A 20,902-nucleotide genomic window follows, 5' to 3' on the forward strand; every position below is an offset into this window, starting at 1 on the left:
CAGAACTTGCGGGACGGCACGAAATTTTTTTTCGATTATCGATGCAGCGGCTCTCGCACAAAAAAAGCGCTTCCCCGCGGGAAAGCGCTCCATCGGCCGCAGTCCCTCAAGCGGGATACGGTCTACCAGTGGCGCACCGGGCCGGTGTCCAGATGCACAAACCCGTCACGCGGATAGAAACCGACCCCGCCCATACGGGCGGCGAGGGCCACATCCCGCAAGCGGGAAAGCGATACGCCCGGAAGGCACACATCCACGGCCTTGCCGCGCATGTGGTAGCTATTGCTGGCCACGCCCCGGCTTTTGCGGCGCATCAGCGCATTGGTGGACGGGGAGCGGTAGCCGCAGATCACCTGGTAGGGGCGCTTCGCCCCCAAGCGAACCCAAAGGGTATGCAGGAGATCAAAAAGTCGGGGATCCATCCGGGTGGTGGCGCCGTTGATGGGATCGCGCAAAAACTGACTGAGCGTCTTCAAGGCTTCCGGCGTGTAGCGGCCATTGACCGCGTAGGCGACTTCCAGGCGCTTGCCCGTGTGGAGATTTTCCAACACCAGCACCCGCTTTCTGGGGACTGGCGAGGCCAAGGCTTCGGCCACCACATGAGGGGCGATGGAGCCTACCGCGGAAACCACGGTCAGACCTGCAAGGCGACGGAGAAACTCACGGCGACAATGGGGCATAGGGGCACCTCGTCATGGGTTGGAAGGAACATGGCGCAGGGCCTGATCCAAGAGACGATCCAAACCATACAGATCGGCGAGAAAGGCCACCCGACCGTCCTGGACCCGCACCGTGGAATAGATGAGGACCACACGCGGAGGCCGACGCACCCGCAGGATCGTGGGAGTACTCTGTCCCATGGCCGCCTGCAGTCGCTCGGCATCCCAAGCTGGGTCATCATCGAGCACGAATTGGGCGAGCCTTACCGGGTCTTCCACACGAATGCAACCATGGCTGAGGTCGCGACGAGCACGGGAAAAAAGTTGCGGGTTGGCCGTATGATGCAAATAGATGGCATCTTTGTTGGAGATGACGAACTTGATGTCCCCCATGGGATTCGTGGGACCAGGGCGCTGCCGCAGCCGGATACGTCCCCGTGCCGCATCCTGAAGACGCTCCAGGGTCAAGCTCGATTCCACATGTCCGTCCCCAAGGACGAATTCGAAACCTTCCCGGGAAAAGGCCTCGGGGTCTTTGAGGAATTTCGAGGTCAGTTCGTCCCGGACGATGGAGACGGGGACATTCCAATACGGGCTGAGTTCAATGGCCCGGATGGTATCTTCCAGCAGCGGGGTGGGGGTTTGGGCGGCATTGCCGGTGATGACCCGCATACGCAGGTGCACGGCCACGGTTCCGGCAGCGTCCACCGTGGAGGCCTCGAGGACGTTCTCCGGCAAGTACACGGCGATAATGCGGCTACTGTCGAAATCCACCCACCGCAATCGTTCCATGGTAAGCTCCATCTGCCGCACCCCAGCCGCAGGCGAAACATTGAGCCGCGCCACGGTACGCCCCCCCAAGACGCCATCCGCCAAGAGCCCATGGCGTTCCTGGAACTGGCGGAGCCCCCGGACAATGGATGGCGTCAGCACCGAAGACTCGGGCACATCCGGCGGCAAATCTCCGAGGGCCTTGAGGCGGCGCACCACGAGAGGAAGGCCGAGATAGCTCTGGCCAGGGGTGACCTTGTCCGCCGGAAGCGCTGGCAATGGTTGCGCCCACAAGGCCATCACCTGGGGATCGGCCGCCATGCGCCGGTACCGGCCCAACGCTTCCCGAATCTGCCGATACAGAGGGACCTTGGGGGTCACTTCCTCCACGAGCTGGGCCAGTTGCCCCTGGGAGAGCGCCGCACGGAGACGCTCTTGGGAGACCACCGCCCGCCGCCCGATACCCGAAAAATGCACCTGCACCGAAGCTGGGTCCACCCGGCCCAGTTGCAGATGCCTCAGGAACCGGAGCACGGCCTCGGTAAGCTCCGCATCCCAGCGAAAAATATCTGCGGAACGCTCCCTACTCCAGAGGATGTTTTCCAACGCCCCCCGCAGTCGGTCCACTCCGTAGTCTTCAGGGGCCAACCCCTCGTCCTCGGCCGAGGCCAAGATATGGAGCGCTTCCAAGGCCTGGGGCGTGGGACGCCCATCGGAAAACCACAAAAGCTCCGTATCCGCCGCCGCCTGCCCCAACATCAGGAAAACGGCGGCCAACGCCAGCCCAAACTTCATAGGAACGCCTCCCCGTCGTATGGGCGGCGTGGGTAACGCCCCTTGTCGGCAAAAACAAGGGCCCCCGCTCACACGCAGTATCCCAGCGCGCCGTAGTGACGAAGATACGCCGCCCCCATGACCGGCACATCATACGCCGTCACCCGTGCGCGCCCGCCTTCCACCAGCCGGGCCGCCAGGCTGCGGTTGTGCAGGACGTCATGGAGAGCGCGCGCCAGGGCCTGGGCATCCCCCACCGGGGCCACCATCCCGCAGACCCCAGCCTCCACGAGCTCCACATTGGCAGGCAAGTCCGAACACACCACCGGCACCCCGCACGCCCAGGCCTCCTTGATGACGCCACTTGAGCCTTCCCCATGGGGCGAGGGGACGGCCACGGCATCCAACTGCGGCAGCACCTGGGCCGCCGGCACCCACCCCTTCCAATGCACCCGGTGGGCGATACCCAGCGCATGCGCCCGCTGCATGAGCCGCTCCCGCAAAGGGCCTTCGCCCACCACCCAGAGCTCCACGGACGCATCCAGACCGCGTACGGCCTCAAGAAGGATTTCGTGGCCTTTTTGCGGCGTCAGGGCGCCGATGATGCCGATGCGTCCGCCATGCCACCCGGTGCGCGGCGGATACTCGGCCACAGGAATGGCGCTGGGGATGACCGCCGCCACCGGCACCCCCGAGTCCTCCACCACCCGGGCCACATCCGCCCCCACGGCCACCACCGCGTCGGCCCGGGCATATTTCCAGCGGCTCCAGCCTCGTCCCAAGGGATACGACACGCGACGGGTGTGCACCAGCCGCACATCCGGCCGCAGAAGACGCACCACAGCGCCCAAGGACGCGGCCCGCGCTTCGTGCGTATGGAGGATGGCCTTTGGGGGAAGGCGCCGCGCCAGTAGCAGCACATTGCGGGGGTCCAGGCCACGACGGGACGGCAGCAGGACCACCGGCACCCCTGCTGCAGCAAGCGCGTCCACGAGCGGGGCAGCGCGGGGAACCCCCACCGCCACCGGCAGGCCTTCGGCCGCAAGCCACGAACCAAGGAGCAGCACCTGGCGCTGGCCGCCGCGCAGCTCCAGGCCCAAATCAAGATGGACAATGGAGGGGAGTCGCATGAGCGCGGCGGTCCGCCTGAAGGAGGGTGCGCAGGCGCTGCGCCACCGGCCCCGGAGCGCCGCCGCCCACGGGCGTATCATTGTAGCGCACCACGGCCACGGCATCGATGCTCGTACCCAAAAGCAGCACCTCGCGGGCGGAGAAGAGCTCCGCCTCGGGCACCGGCCGCACCACCACCGGCATTTGCCCCTCCACCAAGGTCATGACCCGCTTGAGGGTAGTACCCAAAAGGGCGTGTTTGAGCTCCGGGATCACCAAATGTCCGGCAGCGTCCACGAGGGCCACGTTCTCCGTGGCGCCTTCGGCCAAATTGCCGTCCTCGTCGAAGCACAGGGGATACTCGGCGCCGTGGGCCACGGCCTCCATCTTCATGAGCACATTGGGAAGATAATTGACGCTTTTGATCCCAGCCAGCCAGGAAGGCTTGGGTGGGATGGACACCCGCCAGGCGTGCACCCCTTCCTCCCAAAAGCGCTCGGGCTTGGGGGTGAAGCGCCGCACCACCACATAGAGGCTTGCGCGCGGGCATTCCCGCGGGTCCAGGGAAAAACCACCCGGCCCCCGGCCCACGAGCACGAAGACGTGGCCGCAAGGCTCGCCCGCGGCCCGACACACATCGAGGATGCGCCCGCGCACCACGGTCAAAGGCTCGGGCGGGACAAGCCCAATGGCGGCGCAAGAACGCTCCAGACGCGCCAGATGGGCATCCAATTGGTAGATACAGCCATCCTCGAAGCGCAAGGTCTCGAAGACGCCGTCGCCGCGGTGCACCAGATGGTCATCCATGGGCATGAGCATCAGGCGGGGGTCTGTGCAGATCACGCCCAGGCGATGCTCATAGAAGGCGAGGATCGTTTCCTCCCCAGGGCGAGGGGTGGCCAGGATCCTGGCCACCACCTCGTCGCGGCTCGCCACCGGAGTGGTCATCGCGGCACCCGCAAAAGGTCCCGGCGCAAGAGCTCTTCGGCGATCTGCACCGCGTTGAGGGCTGCGCCTTTACGAATGTTGTCGGCAACGATGAACATGTTGAGGCCGCAGGGGATGGTCTCGTCCTCGCGAATGCGGCCCACGAGCGTGTCGTCCTGTCCGGCGGCGAGGATGGGCATGGGGTAGATCTTCTCTCCAGGATTATCGAGCACCCGCACCCCAGGGGCCTGGGAGAGGATGGCCCGGGCCTCCTTGGCGGAGAGCTTCTTCTCGGTCTCGATGTTCACACTCTCGCTATGCCCATAAAACACCGGCACCCGCACGGTGGTGGCCGTGACCCGGATGGAGTCGTCGCCCATGATCTTTTTGGTCTCCAGCACCATCTTCATCTCTTCCTTGGTATATTCGTTCTCCAAGAAGACATCGATGTGCGGCAGGCAATTGAAGGCAATGCGGTGCGGGTACACCGCCACCGTGGGCTCCTGACCGTTGAAGAGCTCGCGCACCTGGCGTTCCAACTCGGCGATGGCCTTCTGACCGGTACCGGACACCGCCTGGTAGGTGGAGACCACCACGCGCTTGATACGGGCCACGTCATGCAGGGGTTTGAGGACCACCACCATCTGGATGGTGGAACAATTGGGATTGGCGATGATGCCTTTGTGCCAGGCAAGGTCATCCGGGTTCACCTCGGGCACTACCAAGGGGACCTGAGGGTCCATGCGCCAGGCGCTGGAGTTGTCCACCACCACACAACCCGCGGCCACGGCGTGAGGGGCGAATTTTTCCGAGGTGGAGCCACCGGCGGAAAAGAGGGCGAGATCAATGCCGGCAAAAGAATTTTCGGTGAGTTCCTCCACCGTGAGCTCGGTATTGCCAAAAGGCACCAAAGAGCCCGCAGAGCGCGCCGAGGCAAAGGCGCGGACCTCGGCTGCAGGAAAATGACGACGGGCCAAGGTATCGAGCATTTCCCGGCCCACAGCGCCGGTCGCCCCCACCACGGCCACAACAGGACGCGTACTCATCAGCGTTCTCCTCCCAGTCCCAAGTATTGGGCCACATGACGCCCGATCTCCAGGCATGCATCGGCCTTGTTGAGGGTATACAAATGCACCCCAGGGGCCCCCTTTTGCAAGAGGTCCGCGGCCTGGCGCATGGCGTAGCCGAGGCCAAGCCCGCGCACACCGGCGTCGCCGTAGCGTTCATGGGCGCGGGTGAGGTCTTCCAAAAAGTCCTGCGGGATGCTCGCCCCGCAAAAGGAAAGCATGCGATGGAGCGCGGGCAGATTTTGTACCGGTAGCACCCCGGGGATGATGGGCACATCGATGCCAATGGCGCGGGCGCGGTCCACGAAGCGGAAATAGATGTCGTTGTCGAAGAAAAGCTGGGTGATGACAAAACTCGCCCCGGCCTCCACCTTGTGCTTGAGAAACACCAAGTCCTCTTCCATGGAGCGGGCCTCGGGGTGCTTTTCCGGGTATCCCGCCACGCCGATGCATACCCCAGGATACTCGCTCACGATAAAGCGCACCAAATCCGAAGCGTGCTGGAATTGGTCGCTCTCGGGCCGAAATTGGCTCTCCCCCCGCGGCGGGTCCCCGCGCAGGGCGAGGACATTCTCCACGCCGTTTTCCACAAGCGGCCCCAAAAAGGCCCGCAACCGGGCCTCGCTCGCCCCCACACAGGTGAGATGCGTCAGCGGCTCCACCCCATACTCCTGCTTGAGGCGCACCCCGATCTCCAGGGTGTTATGCTGGGTGGAGCCACCGGCCCCATACGTCACCGAACAGAAAAGCGGGTTCAGCGGCGTCAGGGCGCGGACCGTATCGAAAAAACCCGGCCACAGCCGCCGATCCTTGGGAGGAAAAAACTCCAAGGAGAGAAACGGCCGGCCGCTTGCCAGAAGCTCGTCAATGCGCATGGGACAACTCTTCCTTCCGGTTATTTGGAGACCACATCCGCGATGGAGAAGATGGGCAGATACATGCTGATGACCAGACCGCCCACCACCACGCCCAGAAACACGATCATCACCGGTTCGATGAGCGAGGTGAGGGATTCCACGGCCACGTCCACCTCGTCGTCATAGAAGTCGGCGATCTTCCCGAGCATGGTATCCAAAGCACCCGTCGCCTCACCGATGGAGACCATATGGATGACCATGGGCGGAAACACCCCAGTCTCTTCCAAGGGTTCCGCCAAAGTCTGACCTTCGGCAACGGCCCTGCGCGCCTCGTTCACCCCAAGTTCCACGGTCTTGTTCCCTGAGGTCTTGGAGACGATGTCGAGGGCGTTCAAGATGGGCACACCACTGGAGACCATGGTGGAAAGGGTGCGGCTGAACTTGGCCACCGCGGCCTTGCGAAGGAGCGGACCAAACACCGGCAAAAAGAGCACCCACCGGTCCACCAGGATCTGGCCTTTTTCCCAGCGGTAAAAGAACTTGAAGGCCACAAAGGCGGCCACGGCGCCGCCGAGGAGCAGGAGAAAGTTGTTGATGACAAAATTACTCAAGTTGATGACGAACACTGTGGGGGCCGGCAGGCTGCCGCCCATGGACTCGAACATGGTCTTGAATGTGGGAATGACGAAGATGAGGATCACGGCGATGACGGCAATGGCTACGGTCACCACCACCGCAGGATAGATCATGGCGCCTTTGATCTTGGCCTTGAGCTTGGCGGCCTTTTCGATGTAGTCGGCCAGGCGCAAGAGCACCTGATCCAAAATACCGCCGGCCTCGCCCGCGTTGACCATGTTGGTGTAGAGGGAATCGAAGATATCGGGATACTTTCTCAGGGCATCGAACAGCGAGCTTCCGCCCTCGATATCGGCGCGAATGCCGTAGAGCCGCCGCCGCAGCTTGGGATTTTCCGTCTGCTCGCTCAAAATCTGCAGGGATTGGAGGATGGGCACGCCGGCATTGATCATGGTGGCAAATTGCCGGCTGAAGACCACCATGTCGCGGTCGCTGACCCCACCTTCCAGGAAGGTGCCCTCCAAGAGGTCCTTGGGCTTGGGCTTGACCTTGATTTCCTGGTAGCCTTTGCGCCGCAGGGCGGCTTCCACGATATCCGCGGACGGGGCGTCCATTTCTCCCTTGAGGGTCCGCCCGCCGCGGGTCTTCACCCGGTACAGAAAAATGGCCATACGCCCTCCTGGTCCCAAAGTCGCGCCAATTGTGCAAGGAGTGCCGCATCCATGTCCACCAGCGGCAAATCCAGGGCCTGGCGGGGCGAAAACCACCCCAATTGCTGCCCTTCCCGGCCCACAGGCTCCCCCTGCCAGAAAGCAACGTGAAACACGGTAAGCCTCAAGACCGAATCCCTACGCCGTTTCTCCACAGTTTTCCAGAGGCAAGCAGCGCGAACCGTGATTCCCAATTCTTCGGCCAACTCGCGGGAGAGCGCGTCCTTCAGGCCCTCGCCTGCATCCACCTTGCCGCCGGGAAACTCCCATAGCCCGCCCAGGTGTTTGTGCTCCGGCCTGCGCGCAAGCAAGATCTCATGCCCGCGGGTCAAGATCCCGGCGACCACGAGCACCGCGTGCGCGTCTATCCCGGCAGGCACTGCTCCAGCTCCTGAATCTCCCGCTCCAAATAGGCAAGATCCGTCATCAAGTCTTCGGCAGCGCGGGAGAGTTCGGCAAAGCGGCGGCCAAGCTCCTGGGAGCGGGCGGCATCGGCGTAGGTGGCCGGGTCGGCCAGCTGGATTTCGACCTCTCCGTGTTCCGCAAGGACTGCGTCGAGCTGCGCCTCCAAGGCCGCGTAGCGTTCCCGCAGGGGTTTGAGTTGCCGGGAGATGCGGTTGCGCGCCTCTGCCTGCTGGCGGCGCTGCGCCTTGAGGTCCTCCCGGCTGGCTGGCCGCGACGCGACTTTGGCCGCAGCAAGAGCGCCGTCCGCCGGCGCCGGGCTGGCGGCCTCCGCCTTGCGGCGCATGTATTCTTCAAAGCCGAAATGATGCGCCACAATGCCGGAAGGCGTGAGTTCCCAAATCTCGTCCGTGACTTGAGAGAGGAGGTAGCGGTCGTGGGCCACCACGAGCACGGTGCCGGGGTAGCTCTCCAAGGCCTCCACCAGCGCCTCGCGGCTTTCCATGTCGAGGTGATTGGTCGGCTCGTCGAGCACCAAGAAATTGGCGCGCTTGAGAAAGAGATGGGCAAGCACCAGGCGGTTCTTCTCCCCGCCGGAAAGGGCCTCCACCTTCTTGTCCCAATAGCTCTCGCCCAAAAGAAAAAGCCCGAGCACGGACTTGAGCTGAAAATCCGTGCACGCCGGGGATGCCAAACGTTTGAGTTCCGCCAATACCGGAAAATGCGGACGCAAAATTTCCGTTTGATGCTGGCTGAAATAGCCGATGGTAATGGACGAGCCCACGCTCACCGTACCGGCGGTGGGCTCCAAATGCCCGGTGATGAGCTTGAGGAGCGTGGATTTGCCCCGACCGTTGGGCCCCACCAAGGCCACCTTCTGCCCGCGGTAGAGATGGAAATTGAGGTGGGCGAAAAGCGGCGCATCGGCAAAAGCAAATCCCAAATCCACCGCAGCGACCACGGTCTGGTTGCCGGGGTCCGGCTCCGGCCAGGAAAAGGAAAGGGAGCGCGCCCGGCGCGCTGGCTCCATGTCCTGGAGCTGATCCTTGAGGCGGGCGATCTGCCCGAGCCGGCTCTGCGCCTGACGGGCCTTGGTGGCCTTATAGCGGAAACGATCCACAAAGGCCTGTTTGCGGGCGATCTCCTCGCGGAGCTTGGCAGCCTCGCGCTGCGCCTGGGCGGCCCGCTCCTCGAACCACTCGACGAATTGGCTGAAATTACCGTCCCGGAGCATGGGCTTGCCACCGCCAAGAAAAAGCGTCTTGGTGGCCACCCGGTCCAAAAAGTAGCGGTCATGGGCCACAAACAGCACCACGCCGGGAAACTGGGTCACGTAGCCTTCCAGCCACTCCACGGCGTCGAGGTCCAGATGGTTGGTCGGCTCGTCGAGCAGCAGAATGTCCGCGCCGGCCACCAAGACCCGGGCCAACTTGGCCCGTTCCCGCCACCCGCCGCTGAGCGCCTCCACCGGCCGCCGCAACATCTTGGGCGCGAATCCCAAACCCGCCAAAATGGCATGGGCCCGGTGCTCCGGGTTGTACCCGTACTGGGCCTCCAGCTCCGCCTGACGCACGGCAAGACGCTCCAATGCCGTGGTGTCGCCCGCGTCCACGGCAGCCCGCCACTGGTGCCAAAACTCCCCCCACGAGGGGATGGTCTCCAAAACGAAGTCCTCCAAGGCCATGGCCAATTGCTCGGCCGAAAGTTCCTGCTCCACATAGCCGACGCGGCTTCCGCGGGGGATATGCACGCTTCCGGCGTCGGGTTCCACTTCCCCGGCCACGATCTTGAGCAGCGTGGATTTCCCGCAGCCATTGGGCCCCACCAAGGCCAAGCGCGTCCCGGCGTGGATCTCCAGAGAAAGCTCGGAAAAGAGGTCGCGGCCGCCAAAAGACTTGGAGACCGCTTGGAGCGTAATCCGTGCCATTTACTGCGCGCCGAAGAATATATCCAATTGGGTCAGCAGCGACTTGATGGCTGACAGCATGCGGGCCTCGGAAAAGTCCTTGGCCAAAAACTTGGTCTGGATGAGGAAGTATTCCTCGCCCTCTTCGCCGATGGGCGGCGTGATGGTCATACACGCATCCAGCAACTGGGCACTGATGGCCAGCATGTCCAGGACGTCCTCCCGGTCCGCCTCGCTCACCGGCCCCAGGGACAAGGACACGCTCACCGTAGGCACGTCGTACGTCCCTACATTGGATTCCAGCACCACAAAACCACTGGCGTCATCCTCTTCGATATCAAACCCCCATACGGCGCCTTCTTCCGTCACATCTCCCAAAAGTTCCCATTCGGAAACCACGCGGGGAAGCACCTGTTCGATGGTTTCCACATACTGCTGCAATGCTGTGCTCATTGGTATCATATCCTTGATAAGGGTTTATGCCGCCAAAATATAGTGGCGACCTGCCTCGTAGCCGCGGCGTTCCAAAAACGCGGCCACGCGTTCCCGTCCTCCACGGCCTCCCACATACGATACAAGGAAGTCCTGCCCGGCAGACTCCATTGCATACCACGAAAATACGGGCTTTCCCGCAAGCGTCTTGCCGATTTTTGCCGGATCCACATCGAGAAAATACCGGATCTCCACCCCATGGGCCTCCAAAAGCAGGGCCCGCCGCCGGGAAAGCCGCCCGGCACCCACCACGGCGACGCGCTCGTGTCCTTGGCTATGGAGCCAACGGGCCAAATACCGGGCCTTGATGGCGTAAAAGGCCTCGGAATCATAGCGCGGATCCGTGCGCGACAGCCGCGTGGGCGGGTCGTTCCAGACAAGGAGCTCCTGCGGCACCTTGGCCATGCGGACCCCCGCATCGAGCCAGCGCAAGATGGGCTCGTAATCCTCGGGGAAGGGCCCCTCATAGAAGCCCCCCAAGCGGCTGACAAGAGGCCGACGCCACATGAGGCTGGGATGGGCGAAGGGAGATTCGATGAAGCGGGAGCGGGAGATGGACTCCTCGTCCACCACCGAGTTGGTCCACTCCACGTACGCCTGGTACCCACGGGCACGCACCGCGTCCCCGCCAAAACGCACCAAACACCCCACCAGGCCGATATGCGGGTGCGCATCCAAAAAATGCGCCTGCTCGGCCAACCGCGCCGGCAGGCACACGTCATCGGCGTCCATGCGGGCGACAAACTCCCCCTGACTTTGGGCCAAACCAAAATTGACCGTGGCCACGAATCCCTCGTGGGGTCGGAAAAACGGCCGCACGCGAGTGTCCCAGCGGGCGTAGCGCCGCAAGACCTCGGCCGTGGCATCCCTGGAACCATCGTCGACGGCGATAACTTCCAGGTCGCCCAAGGTCTGTGCAAGGAGGCTCTCGAGACACGCCGGCAAGGTGTCCTCGGCCTGGTAGCATGGCAACACAACGGAAACACGAGGTTTTCCCATATCCCTCCCTTTACAAAAGACCGGACGTCGCGTCATGCATGCGGCATGACGCCCTTTGCGCATACCCTCATTCATTGGTTTGCAGAAAACGCCCGGCCGCTTCCCTGGCGCACCACCAACGATCCGTACCACGTATGGCTGGCGGAGATCATGGCCCAACAGACGCAAATGGATCGGGTCGTGCCTTATTTTACGCGCTTTGTCGCCCAAATTCCCCATATCCCGGCCTTGGCCGCCGCGCCAGAGGCGCTGGTGCTCAAACTCTGGGAAGGGCTTGGCTATTACCGCCGCGCCCACCACCTCATGGCCTGTGCCCGCGTCCTGTGCCAGGATTTGGACGCCCAACTCCCCTCCCACCCGCGGCTGCTCTGCCGTCTTCCCGGCATCGGCCCCTATGTGGCCGCAGCCATTGCCAGCATCGCCTACAATCAGGACGTGCCTGTGGTAGACGCCAATGTACTGCGGGTGGTGACGCGGCTTCGCGCCATCCGGACTCCTGTCACCGCCACGGATACCCGGCAGGCCGTGGCGGCCTTCTGCCGCGAACATCTGCCCTCTGGCCAGGCACGCTTCTTCAACCAAGGACTCATGGAACTGGGGGCCCTCATCTGCACCCCGCGGCAGCCCCGCTGCGAGGGCTGCCCGATGGCGCCGCAATGCCGCGCCGCCCAGGACGGCACCACCCAGGAGCTCCCCGTACGGCTGCCACGGCCCCAGGTGATCCGCATCACCATGGCCACAGGCCTCATCTGGCACCAAGGCCGGGTGCTCGTGCAGCAGCGACGCCGAGACGACGTGTGGGGCGGGCTGTGGGAATTTCCCGGCGGCGTGGTGGAGGCGGGCGAGCGGCCGGAAGCCGCCGTGTGCCGGGAGATCGCCGAAGAAACCGGCCTGACGGTGCAAGCGCCTCGACTGCTGGGTGTCTTCCGGCATAGCTATATGCAGTACCGCGTCACGCTGCACGCCTTCGAAGTGCGCCTTGCAAGCGACCCCAACCACCTGACCCTCACCGAGGCGGAAACCGCCCGCTGGGCCACCTGGGACGAGGTGCGCGCCCTGCCCTTTCCCGCCGGACACCGCAAATTGGTGGAGGCCTTAAGCCGCGAGCAGGATCATCCCCATCGGGGCTGACATCTCTGCACGTCTCGGGGCACACGCTTCCCACCGTCAGGCCCCTGACACGCCCCACGGCCCCATCGTCACCCCATCATCCATCCTTTGGATATCCAAAGATCTTTTTCTGCGGCAACCTTTTTGCATACTCCTTGCCCAGGAGGTATCTCATGCCGCAGTCCTATTGGTCTCTTGGACTTCCTTTGGCCATCGCCCAGGCCCTCGAAGTCATGCTGACCGCCCCCTTGGCCGCCGCCGAGCCTGCAAAGCTCGCGGATCTTCGTGAAGATGCGGTCGTTTTCGTGGCAGCGTCCACGTGGGACTCCGTACCGCGCAACACCCGCCGTATCCTGGAACAGGGCGGGCTTGCCTGCGTGCTGGTGGCGGACACCACCGCCGAGCACGCCCTGGAACTTTTTGCCGCCGGCCGCTTCGTGGCGGTGGTGACGCTTCCCTTGACCACGGAAAAGATCACCGTCCTCATCACGCAACTGCGGGAGATGTTCCAGATCAGCGCGGACATGCGCAATATGGCCAAAGAGATCACCCTGGAGCGGGAACTCTTGGTGCGCAAAAACGAAGAACTCGCCTTTCTCAACGGCGTGCTGCGCAACGCATCGGCCACCCTGGAGATCCAGCAGGTGCTCGCCTCCTACCTCCATGCCCTCACCACCCTGGTGCCCGTGCACCAAGCCGCCGCAGTTCTTTGGGAATCCACGGAAAATGGCCTGGAAGCGGATTTCCTCCTCCCCCACGGGGCCCCGGAACTCCAGGAGCAATGGATCAATCATCTCGGCCACGTCATGGAACGGCTAGGCGGCGGCATCGCCACGGCCTTTCGGCGGGAAGTCCTCAGATGGGGAGAGCCTTTGCAGCACCCCCCACACAAGGCCGAACTCTTTACCCAGACCCTCCAGACGACCCAGGGGGGGACCTTCGGCGCCCTCGTACTCTGCACCCAAGGGGCCCACACCTTGGGGCGAGATCGATTGCGCACCCTGCACGCCGCAGCCAACCACGTGGCCCTGGCCCTGCACAACGCCCTGCGCTTTCGCCGCGTCAAGGCCATGGCGGACCACGACGGCCTGACCCACATCGCCAACCGCCATGCCTTCGACAAACGGCTGCGGGAGGAGATGAAACGTCACCAGCGGCACGCCCAGGAACTCAGCCTGCTCATGCTGGACCTCGATTTCTTCAAGGCCGTCAACGATACTTACGGCCACTTGGCTGGAGACATGGTGCTTGCCCGCGTGGGGCAATTGCTGCAGCGCACCTTACGGGAATCGGACTTCCCGGCCCGGTTCGGCGGCGAAGAATTCATCGTCCTCTTGCCGCAGACCGGTGAAGAGCAGGCGTGGATTCTCGCCGAGCGCATCCGCAGCCTCATTGCCCAGGAACGCTTTTCCTTCGAGGGCAAGACCTTCCGGGTGACGGCCTCCATCGGCGTCGCCGGCATGCGCCCCGGGGCTGTCACCCCGCCGGAGGCCCTGGTGCACGAGGCCGATCAGGCCCTCTACCGGGCCAAGACCAGCGGCCGCAACATGGTGTGCGTCTCGTCCGTGTGCGACGCCTCGACCCCGATCTGCGCCCACTCGTAGCTAGGACGGGATCTCGGTGAGATCGAGGATGGAGTTGTCCGCAGCGGCAAAGGGACAATACCGGTAGGCGTCGGCCTTCCAATCGTTTTCCCAGCGACTGCCATCGAGCAGATAGCGGAAGGCATACCGCCGGCCGCCGGGGAGCTCCACCACGGCGCGAAAATTCCCTTGCTTGTCCCGCTGCATGGGCAAGGCCCCGTCCATCCACCGGGTAAATTCCCCCACCAGGGCGGCGCTCGTCGCCCCGCCGCTCTCTTCTGCGGAAAGCGTAAAGGTGACCTTAAATTTCTTTTTGGACTTCAGGTACTTCTTTTCAATAGCCATTGGGATCCCCCTTTGGTGACACCTTCTTCGCCACCGACGTACACTCCAAATCGGGACAAAGCTCTTGGTACAGCGCCACGTACTGCCGCGCTGAACGTTCCCAGGAAAAATCACTCCCCATGGCTCGGCGCTGCATCTCTCCCCAGGTGTCGCGATCGTACCACACCTGGACGGCCTCCCGCACCGTTTCCACCAAGCGGTCCGCCGTGGCGGGGGCAAACATGAATCCCGTAGCGTCCTCCAGCGGATAGGGGACGATGGTGTCCCGCAAGCCTCCCACGGCAGTGGCCACCGGGATCGTGCCGTAGCGCAGGCTATACATCTGGGTAAGCCCGCACGGTTCATAGCGGGAGGGCATGAGAAAGATGTCCGTCCCTGCCTGGATGACATGGGCCATCTCTTCCGTATACCCCACCACCGCGGCCACCTGGCCGGGATAGTCTTCCACCGCCTGAAAAAGCCGGGCCTCGTGCGAGGGATTGCCTTCCCCCAAGACCACCAAACCCACGTCGAGGGCCATGAGCATGGGCAGGGCATCGAGCACCATATCGATGCCTTTTTGCCCGCGCAGCCGCCCCACAAACCCGAGCACAGGCCGGTCCAGAAAATACGCCGAAAGCCCCACCCGCTCCAGCATGTATGCCTTACACTGCATTTTTCCGTTCAGATCTGCAGCATCGTAGCAGCAAGGGAGAAACGGATCTCGAGCCGGATTCCAGACTTCCCCATCCATTCCGTTGAGGATTCCGCGCACCACGGCCCGGCGGCGCTGGAGCAGACCTTCCATACCGCAGCCAAACTCATGGGTCAGGATCTCCTCCGCATAGCTCGGGCTCACCGTGGTGATACGATCCGCGTAGGCGATTCCTGCCTTCATATAATTGAAGCTGCTATAAAACTCGACACCATCCATATGCCATGCCTCCAAGGGGAGACCAGACATGGCAAAAAGCCGGTAGGAAAACCGGCCCTGATACGCCAAGTTGTGGATAGTAAATACCGTATGCACATTCCTCCAAAATGGATCCACAGTCCTCGCGAAATGGATATACGCCATGGTAAGTGCCGCGTGCCAATCATGGGCATGGACGATACGGGCACCCAAATTCATATTTCGGATAATGGAAAGCGCCGCCCGGCAGAAAAAGATGAAGCGTTCCCCATTATCGAAATAATCGCCTTTGGAAGTGCAGTAGTACCCCCGGCGGTCAAAGTATTCCGGTCGATCGATAAAGTACACGGCCACACCGTGATAGTCCGCCGCATACACGTCAAAGGTCGTCTCCGGCCAGGGAAAGCCTACGGGACAATCTTCGGACACCAAGTGCACAGGATATTTTCCCGTGCTCAGACGGCCATACAGGGGGGTGATCACCGCCACCCGCACCCCCAACTGCCGCAAGGCCACCGGCAAGGCACCCAACACATCCGCCAAACCACCGCTTTTGGAAAACGGAAAGATTTCCGACGTGATGAGCACGACATCATGCGGCGGTGAGGGCATCATAGGCTCCTTGTTCGAGATGACGCACAAAATCCTCAAGGATCTGGCGGTGGTCAAAGGCCAGGGGAGGAAGTGCCTGAAGCGGGAAAAAACGGGCACAGCGGGCGTCATCGCCGCCCCTGGGGGAAGCGTGATCCGAAACCCGCGCCACGAACACGGTGCTCATGGTATGGAAGCGGGGGTCCCGGCCCGGGTCCGAGTACACCCCCAGCAAAACAAGCCCCTGCACCTCAATGCCCGTTTCCTCGAGCACTTCCCGCCGCGCCGCGGTCTCCACACTCTCGCCGTAATCCACGAACCCGCCAGGCAAGGCCCAGCCATGGGGGGGATTGGCGCGCTCCACCAGCACCACGCCCCGCTCAGGATGGTAGAGAACGACGTCCACGGTAGGATAGGGGTTGCGCGGGGGAATTTCCCTGCCGCAATAGGGGCACGCAGGCATCGTTGGGCCTCCTTTTGTATTCATGCCTACCAAAACCGACCAAGAAAGCAAGCTGGGAGCGAGATTTCGTCACGGCATTGCCACAAGGCCTTGAGCTCCCCAAAGCAAAATCGGCCAAGGCATCACACTGCACAGGCCGATTTTGGCAAAAGCGAGGAAACTTGATCTGTTTGAGGAAGCACAGAGAATATCCAAAAAACACCGAGTTACGCTACCTCCCAGCCCACGATCTGACGTTTTACCGTGCTGAACTCCACGCCCACCTCGATGACGGTGATCCCCGGGGCCCGGTATTTGGCAGCGTAGTCTTTCTTCTTGAGCTGGGCGAGGGCCGCGCCGGTGGGGGCTTCGCCGTCCACCACTTTGAATTCCAGGACCCAGGCGACGTCTCCTGCCCGCACGGTGAGGTCGCAGCGGCCCAGGTGGCTCACGTCCTCCGGGATGATGGTGACCCCCACCGCCGCCAGGTGACTATAGAACACGCTGGCAAAATAGCCTTCGTACCGGGCCATGGGGTTTTTGCGGTACCAGTCCGCGGGGATGCCCGCAAAAAGGCGCATCATGTGCTCGCCCAGGGCGTGGGCGTCGCCGCTTCGCAGGATGCGCAGCACGAAAAGCGATGCTTCGTCGCGAAAACCGGGCACCAAGGCGCGGGTCAGGGCCGTATTGAGGGCCATGCGCACCTCGCGGTTGGGGAGGGTGAGTCCATAGAGGAGGAGGTCCCCTTCGCGCAGCACCTCGCCGATGGTGAGATACCCGGTCTGCCACAAAAGCGCCTCAGGTTCGATACCATCCACATCGAAGGCGGAGAGCAGGGCCTCGCTGGCATAAAGGCGCTCGAGACGCGGGGTGAAGAACTGATGGCGCATGAGCCGCTCCACGAGAAAGGTGGGCGTGGCGGTCTCGAACCACCAGGCGCGAAATTCCCGTTGGCGCAGGAGCAGCAGCACATCGAAGGGATTGTAGACGCTCGCTTCGCTTCCCCAGCGGTAGCCGTTGTACCAGGCGCGCACGGCATCGCGATCAAGGGCGCGGCCTTCCTTGGCGGCCGCAGCGAACTCCGGGGCAAAGACCGTGTCCAGATCGTCTTCGGTGTAGCCGCAAATGGTGGCCACCGAGGCATCCACGGTGAGGTCATAGAGGTTGTTGAGCCCGGAAAAGAGGCTCACTTTGCTGAACTTGGAGACTCCGGTCAAAAACACGAAGCGCAGGTCTGCATCCCGGCCCTTGAGCACGGAGTAGAGGTTGCGCAGGCCCTCGCGCATGGCCCGCGCCGTGTCCGGATCGGTGAGGTTATCGAGGATGGGTTTGTCGTACTCGTCGATGAGCACCACGGCCTGGCGCCCATGCTGTTCTGCAGCGCGGCTGATGAGCTGACCGAAGCGCAGATGGACGTCTTTGGGCGCAGGATCGATGGACACCCCGAGGCGCCGCGCATTTTCCGTCAGGATCTCGTGGATGTGTTCTTCCAACTGGGCTTCCTGCTGCAGCCGCCCCTCGGCAAAGGAGAGCCGGATCACCGGATGGCGCTTCTCCCAGTCCCAATGATTTTCCAGATAGAGGCCGGAAAAGAGCGCACGGTTTGCCGCAAAGGCCTCGGCCAGGGTATCGAGGAAGAGGCTTTTGCCGAAGCGCCGCGGCCGCGAGAGGAAGTAGTACTTCCCGCTTTCGGCAAGGCGCGCCACAAAAGGCGTCTTGTCCACGTAGTAATATCCTTCGCGCCGGATCTCGGCAAAGGTCTGGATGCCGATGGGCAGTTTCTTGCGCTCCATAACCACCTCGGGATAAGCAAAGATATGGCCACTGGATACCCTGGCCAAGGGAAAAGTCAAAGCACTTGGCCAGCGTATCCGCAAGGGACTCCAAGCGATACACCACACGAGACTCCGTATGCTGCAGGAATCTATCCCTATAGGGGCCATGGACGACGCGGCACACCGCGCCCTCCCTAATCCCAAAAGCAAAACCGGCCTGTGCATCATACCACACAGGCCGGCTTTGGCAAAAGGAGGAAGTTCGTTTTTTTTCTAGCAAGGGTTGGGCCAAAGGACCCGTTCTCCCTGCAACCAAGGGCACATGGGCACTTCCGGAGCCGTGTCTGGGATGATGACGTACAAACTTTTGTACCCAGCCCCTTTGCCATCTTGATTCACCGTAAAAATATTAAACCACATCGCCCCACGCCGCCAATTGCGCCCGCGCCACGGCCCCTTCCCGCAGCACCCGGATCGTGCCGTGCTCCACGGCCACGATGGTGGAGGGCTTGCCCCCTGCCGGCCAGGGGCGGGTGGTCACCAGCGGGATGTCTTCGCCCAGCACCGCCCGGTCCACCTCTTCGGGCCGCGCCGGAGCAGGAGCTCCGCTCATGTTCGCGCTAGTGGCCACCAGCGGCGCGTTGCAGCCCAGACACAAGGCTGCCGCCACAGGGTGCGGGGTCATGCGTACCGCCGCCCGGCCTTGCGCGTCCATGGTCTCAGGTGCCAGCGCCTGACGGCACGCAAGCACCATGGTGAGTGGTCCTGGCCAAAAGGCCCGGGCAAGGGCGCGCGCCGCTTCCGGCAAGAGAAAAAATTTCTGAACCATCTCCCAGCCCGAAACAATGAGGGGAAACGGCTTGCCTTCCGGCCGGCTTTTGCGCCGCGCCACCATGGCGCAGGCACGAGATTCCGTGGCCAAACACCCCAGGGCATACAAGGTCTCCGTGGGATATACCACGCATCCGCCCCCGCGCAGCCAGGCCACGGCCTGATCCACAGAATCCCACTGCATCGCTTCTTCCATCGGTACCGTCATCCAGAGTGCCTTCTCCCCTTGCCAGAACATGCGGCAAAATTTACCGGCATACCCGTCCATCCCAGCACAGCAGCCGCAGCCATCAAGGCATGAAGCGCCCTGGCAAGATCTTTGCTATTTTCCGAGCATCTTCCAAGGAGACGGCCATGAAAATCACTGCCATCACCGCCACCCAGCAGCAGTCCCCCGCGGCCAAGACCAAGGCCAGCGACGATTTCGCCTCGGTACTTGCGCAGCATACGCAAGCCCCAGCCGCAGCCCAGCCGCCCATGCCCCCGGCGGTCCTCGGAATTCAAGCCGCCCTGGCGCAGGAGACGGAGCGTACGGTCATGAAGCAGCTCACCGCACTCATGGATCAATGGGACGCCTATGCCTCCTCCGTGGAGCAAGCGGATCTCAAGCAGGGACATGCCATCTTGAGCGCCATCCACCACAACCTCGCCGCGGTCAAAGAAACCGCCAGTGCTGCCCCCAACCTAGACGCCCGGCTGCACGAGATGGTCAACGAACTAGAAGTGCTCGGCGCCGCAGAAGAAATCAAGTTCAACCGCGGGGACTACCTCTAAAGCCGCTCTCCAAGCCCGACAAGTGCCGCCCGCACGGCGGCGGCACGCACAGCGGCGCGGTCTCCGGAAAAATGAAAGGAACGCGCCGCACAGGCTCCGTCCACAACCCACGCCATCCACACCAAGCCCACCGGCTTGACGGGAGTTCCTCCTCCCGGGCCGGCGATGCCGGAAATGGCCACGGCAGCAGACGCCCCAAGCAACCGGCATACCCCTTGGGCCATGGCGGTGACGCACTCGGAGCTCACCGCGCCATGGACGGCAAGAACTTCCTGCGGCACCCCCAGCACCGCGGTCTTCACGGCATTGGCATAGGCCACGATCCCACCGGCGAACCACTCCGAGCTTCCCGGCACTGCCGTAAGCGCCCCTGCCACCAAGCCGCCGGTACATGACTCCGCGGTAGCCAGCATCGCCCCATGCCGGCGGGCGATCTCGCCAACCTGCGCGGCCAATGAATACCACAGATCATCCATGCGCGCGTACCTCGCCAATCGCAAAATTTCCTCCGCTGCTCGGCCTTCAACTTCCTCATGCCCCCAAGGGGGGAGCAGGACAAGCGCATTTCAAAATAAACCATTTAAAATCAATAATATGACAAAATATGCCCAACAGGACAACGTCCATGAATATAAAGCAATGCCTGCCCGAATGCGATTGCCCTAGGGGTGGAAGGCTGTACCAGAAATACCCTTGACTTCGCCTAGCAATCTCTCAAAAAAAAGACATCTCGCGTGATGTCCTCCATGTCCTCGCAATTCCCCAAGGAGCTTACCGATGAACGTCTTCGACGCCATTCGCACCCGGCGCAGTATTCGTAAATTCACTCCTGAGCCTGTCAGTCCAGACCAGATCCGGACGCTCCTTCAGGCCGCCATGATGGCGCCCAGTGCCGGCAATGCCCAGCCATGGCAACTCATTGTCGTGGATGACCGCAACATCTTGGCGCAAATCCCCGAGATCCATCCCTACGCCGCCATGAGCCGGGAGGCCGCGGTGGGGATCCTTGTATGCGGAGACCTCTCGCGCGAAAAGTACCCGGGATTTTGGGTCCAGGACTGCGCCGCGGCAGTACAGAATCTCCTCCTGGCAGCCCATGGCCTTGGGCTGGGTGCGGTATGGACAGGCATCTACCCCGACGAAGGCCGGGTGGCCCGCTTCCGGGAGCGCTTCTCTTTGCCGCAGCACATCGTTCCCCTGGCCTTCATCCCCGTGGGGCACCCGGCGCAACATCCCAGCGCCGCGGATCGCTTCGACCCCGCCCGCGTGCACCACAATAGCTGGAATACTCCGTGGAAATAACGAAAAA

The 20,902-nt window shown here is 62.7% G+C and carries 21 protein-coding genes; 4 read left to right on the forward strand and 17 right to left on the reverse strand.

The window, feature by feature from the left end:
• Positions 1-122 precede the first annotated feature (122 nt).
• The 11 genes from QMF81_RS00460 to QMF81_RS00510 form a co-directional block, all read right to left on the reverse strand.
• Positions 123-680: a DUF882 domain-containing protein gene (locus tag QMF81_RS00460; protein ID WP_281750998.1), complete on the reverse strand. Its 558-nt coding sequence runs from the start codon at positions 678-680 to the stop codon at positions 123-125.
• Positions 681-692: 12 nt separating this feature from the next.
• Positions 693-2,225 carry a L,D-transpeptidase family protein gene (locus QMF81_RS00465; RefSeq protein WP_281750999.1) on the reverse strand — a complete coding sequence of 511 codons (1,533 nt, stop codon included), beginning with the start codon at positions 2,223-2,225 and terminating at the stop codon, positions 693-695.
• A gap of 68 nt (positions 2,226-2,293) precedes the next feature.
• Positions 2,294-3,334, reverse strand: a complete 1,041-nt coding sequence (locus tag QMF81_RS00470; protein WP_281751000.1) for a glycosyltransferase family 4 protein — start codon at positions 3,332-3,334, stop codon at positions 2,294-2,296.
• Positions 3,306-4,262: an aminotransferase class IV gene (locus tag QMF81_RS00475; protein ID WP_281751001.1), complete on the reverse strand. Its 957-nt coding sequence runs from the start codon at positions 4,260-4,262 to the stop codon at positions 3,306-3,308. Before QMF81_RS00475 ends, QMF81_RS00470 begins: the two co-directional genes overlap by 29 nt.
• Positions 4,259-5,287, reverse strand: coding sequence for an aspartate-semialdehyde dehydrogenase (locus QMF81_RS00480; RefSeq protein WP_281751002.1), 1,029 nt, complete (start codon positions 5,285-5,287; stop codon positions 4,259-4,261). Before QMF81_RS00480 ends, QMF81_RS00475 begins: the two co-directional genes overlap by 4 nt.
• Positions 5,287-6,183: a methylenetetrahydrofolate reductase [NAD(P)H] gene (gene metF, locus QMF81_RS00485; RefSeq protein ID WP_281751003.1), complete on the reverse strand. Its 897-nt coding sequence runs from the start codon at positions 6,181-6,183 to the stop codon at positions 5,287-5,289. Before metF ends, QMF81_RS00480 begins: the two co-directional genes overlap by 1 nt.
• Positions 6,184-6,203: 20 nt before the next feature.
• A complete protein-coding gene (locus tag QMF81_RS00490) occupies positions 6,204-7,412 on the reverse strand; it encodes a type II secretion system F family protein (protein ID WP_281751004.1) in 1,209 nt (402 codons plus the stop codon).
• Positions 7,388-7,831 (reverse strand): NUDIX domain-containing protein, encoded by a 444-nt coding sequence (locus QMF81_RS00495; protein WP_281751005.1) that lies wholly within the window; start codon positions 7,829-7,831, stop codon positions 7,388-7,390. Before QMF81_RS00495 ends, QMF81_RS00490 begins: the two co-directional genes overlap by 25 nt.
• Positions 7,816-9,780, reverse strand: coding sequence for a ribosomal protection-like ABC-F family protein (gene abc-f / locus QMF81_RS00500; protein WP_281751006.1), 1,965 nt, complete (start codon positions 9,778-9,780; stop codon positions 7,816-7,818). The genes QMF81_RS00495 and abc-f overlap by 16 nt, the downstream gene beginning before the upstream one ends.
• Positions 9,781-10,212 (reverse strand): hypothetical protein, encoded by a 432-nt coding sequence (locus QMF81_RS00505; protein ID WP_281751007.1) that lies wholly within the window; start codon positions 10,210-10,212, stop codon positions 9,781-9,783.
• Positions 10,213-10,236: 24 nt separating this feature from the next.
• Positions 10,237-11,250 carry a glycosyltransferase gene (locus QMF81_RS00510; RefSeq protein WP_281751008.1) on the reverse strand — a complete coding sequence of 338 codons (1,014 nt, stop codon included), beginning with the start codon at positions 11,248-11,250 and terminating at the stop codon, positions 10,237-10,239.
• Between the two features lie 45 nt (positions 11,251-11,295).
• On the opposite strand from QMF81_RS00510, the gene QMF81_RS00515 reads away from it, so the two are divergent.
• Both QMF81_RS00515 and QMF81_RS00520 read left to right on the forward strand, forming a co-directional pair.
• The gene (locus QMF81_RS00515) at positions 11,296-12,381 is read left to right on the forward strand and encodes an A/G-specific adenine glycosylase (RefSeq protein WP_281751009.1); all 1,086 of its coding nucleotides are present in this window, start codon (positions 11,296-11,298) and stop codon (positions 12,379-12,381) included.
• Between the two features lie 152 nt (positions 12,382-12,533).
• Positions 12,534-13,964: a GGDEF domain-containing protein gene (locus QMF81_RS00520; protein ID WP_281751010.1), complete on the forward strand. Its 1,431-nt coding sequence runs from the start codon at positions 12,534-12,536 to the stop codon at positions 13,962-13,964.
• Here QMF81_RS00520 and QMF81_RS00525 read toward each other — a convergent pair whose 3' ends face one another.
• The 5 genes from QMF81_RS00525 to QMF81_RS00545 form a co-directional block, all read right to left on the reverse strand.
• Positions 13,965-14,288, reverse strand: a complete 324-nt coding sequence (locus QMF81_RS00525) for an isoamylase early set domain-containing protein (RefSeq protein ID WP_281751011.1) — start codon at positions 14,286-14,288, stop codon at positions 13,965-13,967.
• Positions 14,278-15,792 (reverse strand): glycogen synthase GlgA, encoded by a 1,515-nt coding sequence (gene glgA, locus QMF81_RS00530; protein WP_281752876.1) that lies wholly within the window; start codon positions 15,790-15,792, stop codon positions 14,278-14,280. Before glgA ends, QMF81_RS00525 begins: the two co-directional genes overlap by 11 nt.
• Entirely contained in the window at positions 15,773-16,234 is a 462-nt protein-coding gene (locus QMF81_RS00535) for an NUDIX hydrolase (protein ID WP_281751012.1), read from the reverse strand. Before QMF81_RS00535 ends, glgA begins: the two co-directional genes overlap by 20 nt.
• Positions 16,235-16,440: 206 nt before the next feature.
• Positions 16,441-18,006: an ATP-binding protein gene (locus QMF81_RS00540; RefSeq protein ID WP_281751013.1), complete on the reverse strand. Its 1,566-nt coding sequence runs from the start codon at positions 18,004-18,006 to the stop codon at positions 16,441-16,443.
• Positions 18,007-18,397: 391 nt separating this feature from the next.
• Positions 18,398-19,003: an L-threonylcarbamoyladenylate synthase gene (locus tag QMF81_RS00545; protein ID WP_281751014.1), complete on the reverse strand. Its 606-nt coding sequence runs from the start codon at positions 19,001-19,003 to the stop codon at positions 18,398-18,400.
• 170 nt (positions 19,004-19,173) lie between these two features.
• Here QMF81_RS00545 and QMF81_RS00550 point away from each other — a divergent pair, with 170 nt between their 5' ends.
• Positions 19,174-19,593 carry a hypothetical protein gene (locus QMF81_RS00550; RefSeq protein WP_281751015.1) on the forward strand — a complete coding sequence of 140 codons (420 nt, stop codon included), beginning with the start codon at positions 19,174-19,176 and terminating at the stop codon, positions 19,591-19,593.
• Here the strand turns inward: QMF81_RS00550 and QMF81_RS00555 are convergent.
• The gene (locus QMF81_RS00555; RefSeq protein WP_281751016.1) at positions 19,590-20,069 is read right to left on the reverse strand and encodes a CinA family protein; all 480 of its coding nucleotides are present in this window, start codon (positions 20,067-20,069) and stop codon (positions 19,590-19,592) included. The two genes, QMF81_RS00550 and QMF81_RS00555, sit on opposite strands and share 4 nt — an antisense overlap.
• Before the next feature lie 301 nt (positions 20,070-20,370).
• Between QMF81_RS00555 and QMF81_RS00560 the strand changes: the two genes are divergently transcribed.
• Positions 20,371-20,895, forward strand: coding sequence for a nitroreductase family protein (locus QMF81_RS00560; RefSeq protein WP_281751017.1), 525 nt, complete (start codon positions 20,371-20,373; stop codon positions 20,893-20,895).
• Positions 20,896-20,902: the final 7 nt, after the last annotated feature.

Origin of the sequence: Thermodesulfomicrobium sp. WS (genome assembly GCF_027925145.1) — a bacterium.
Classification (GTDB): Bacteria; Desulfobacterota; Desulfovibrionia; order Desulfovibrionales; family Desulfomicrobiaceae; genus Thermodesulfomicrobium.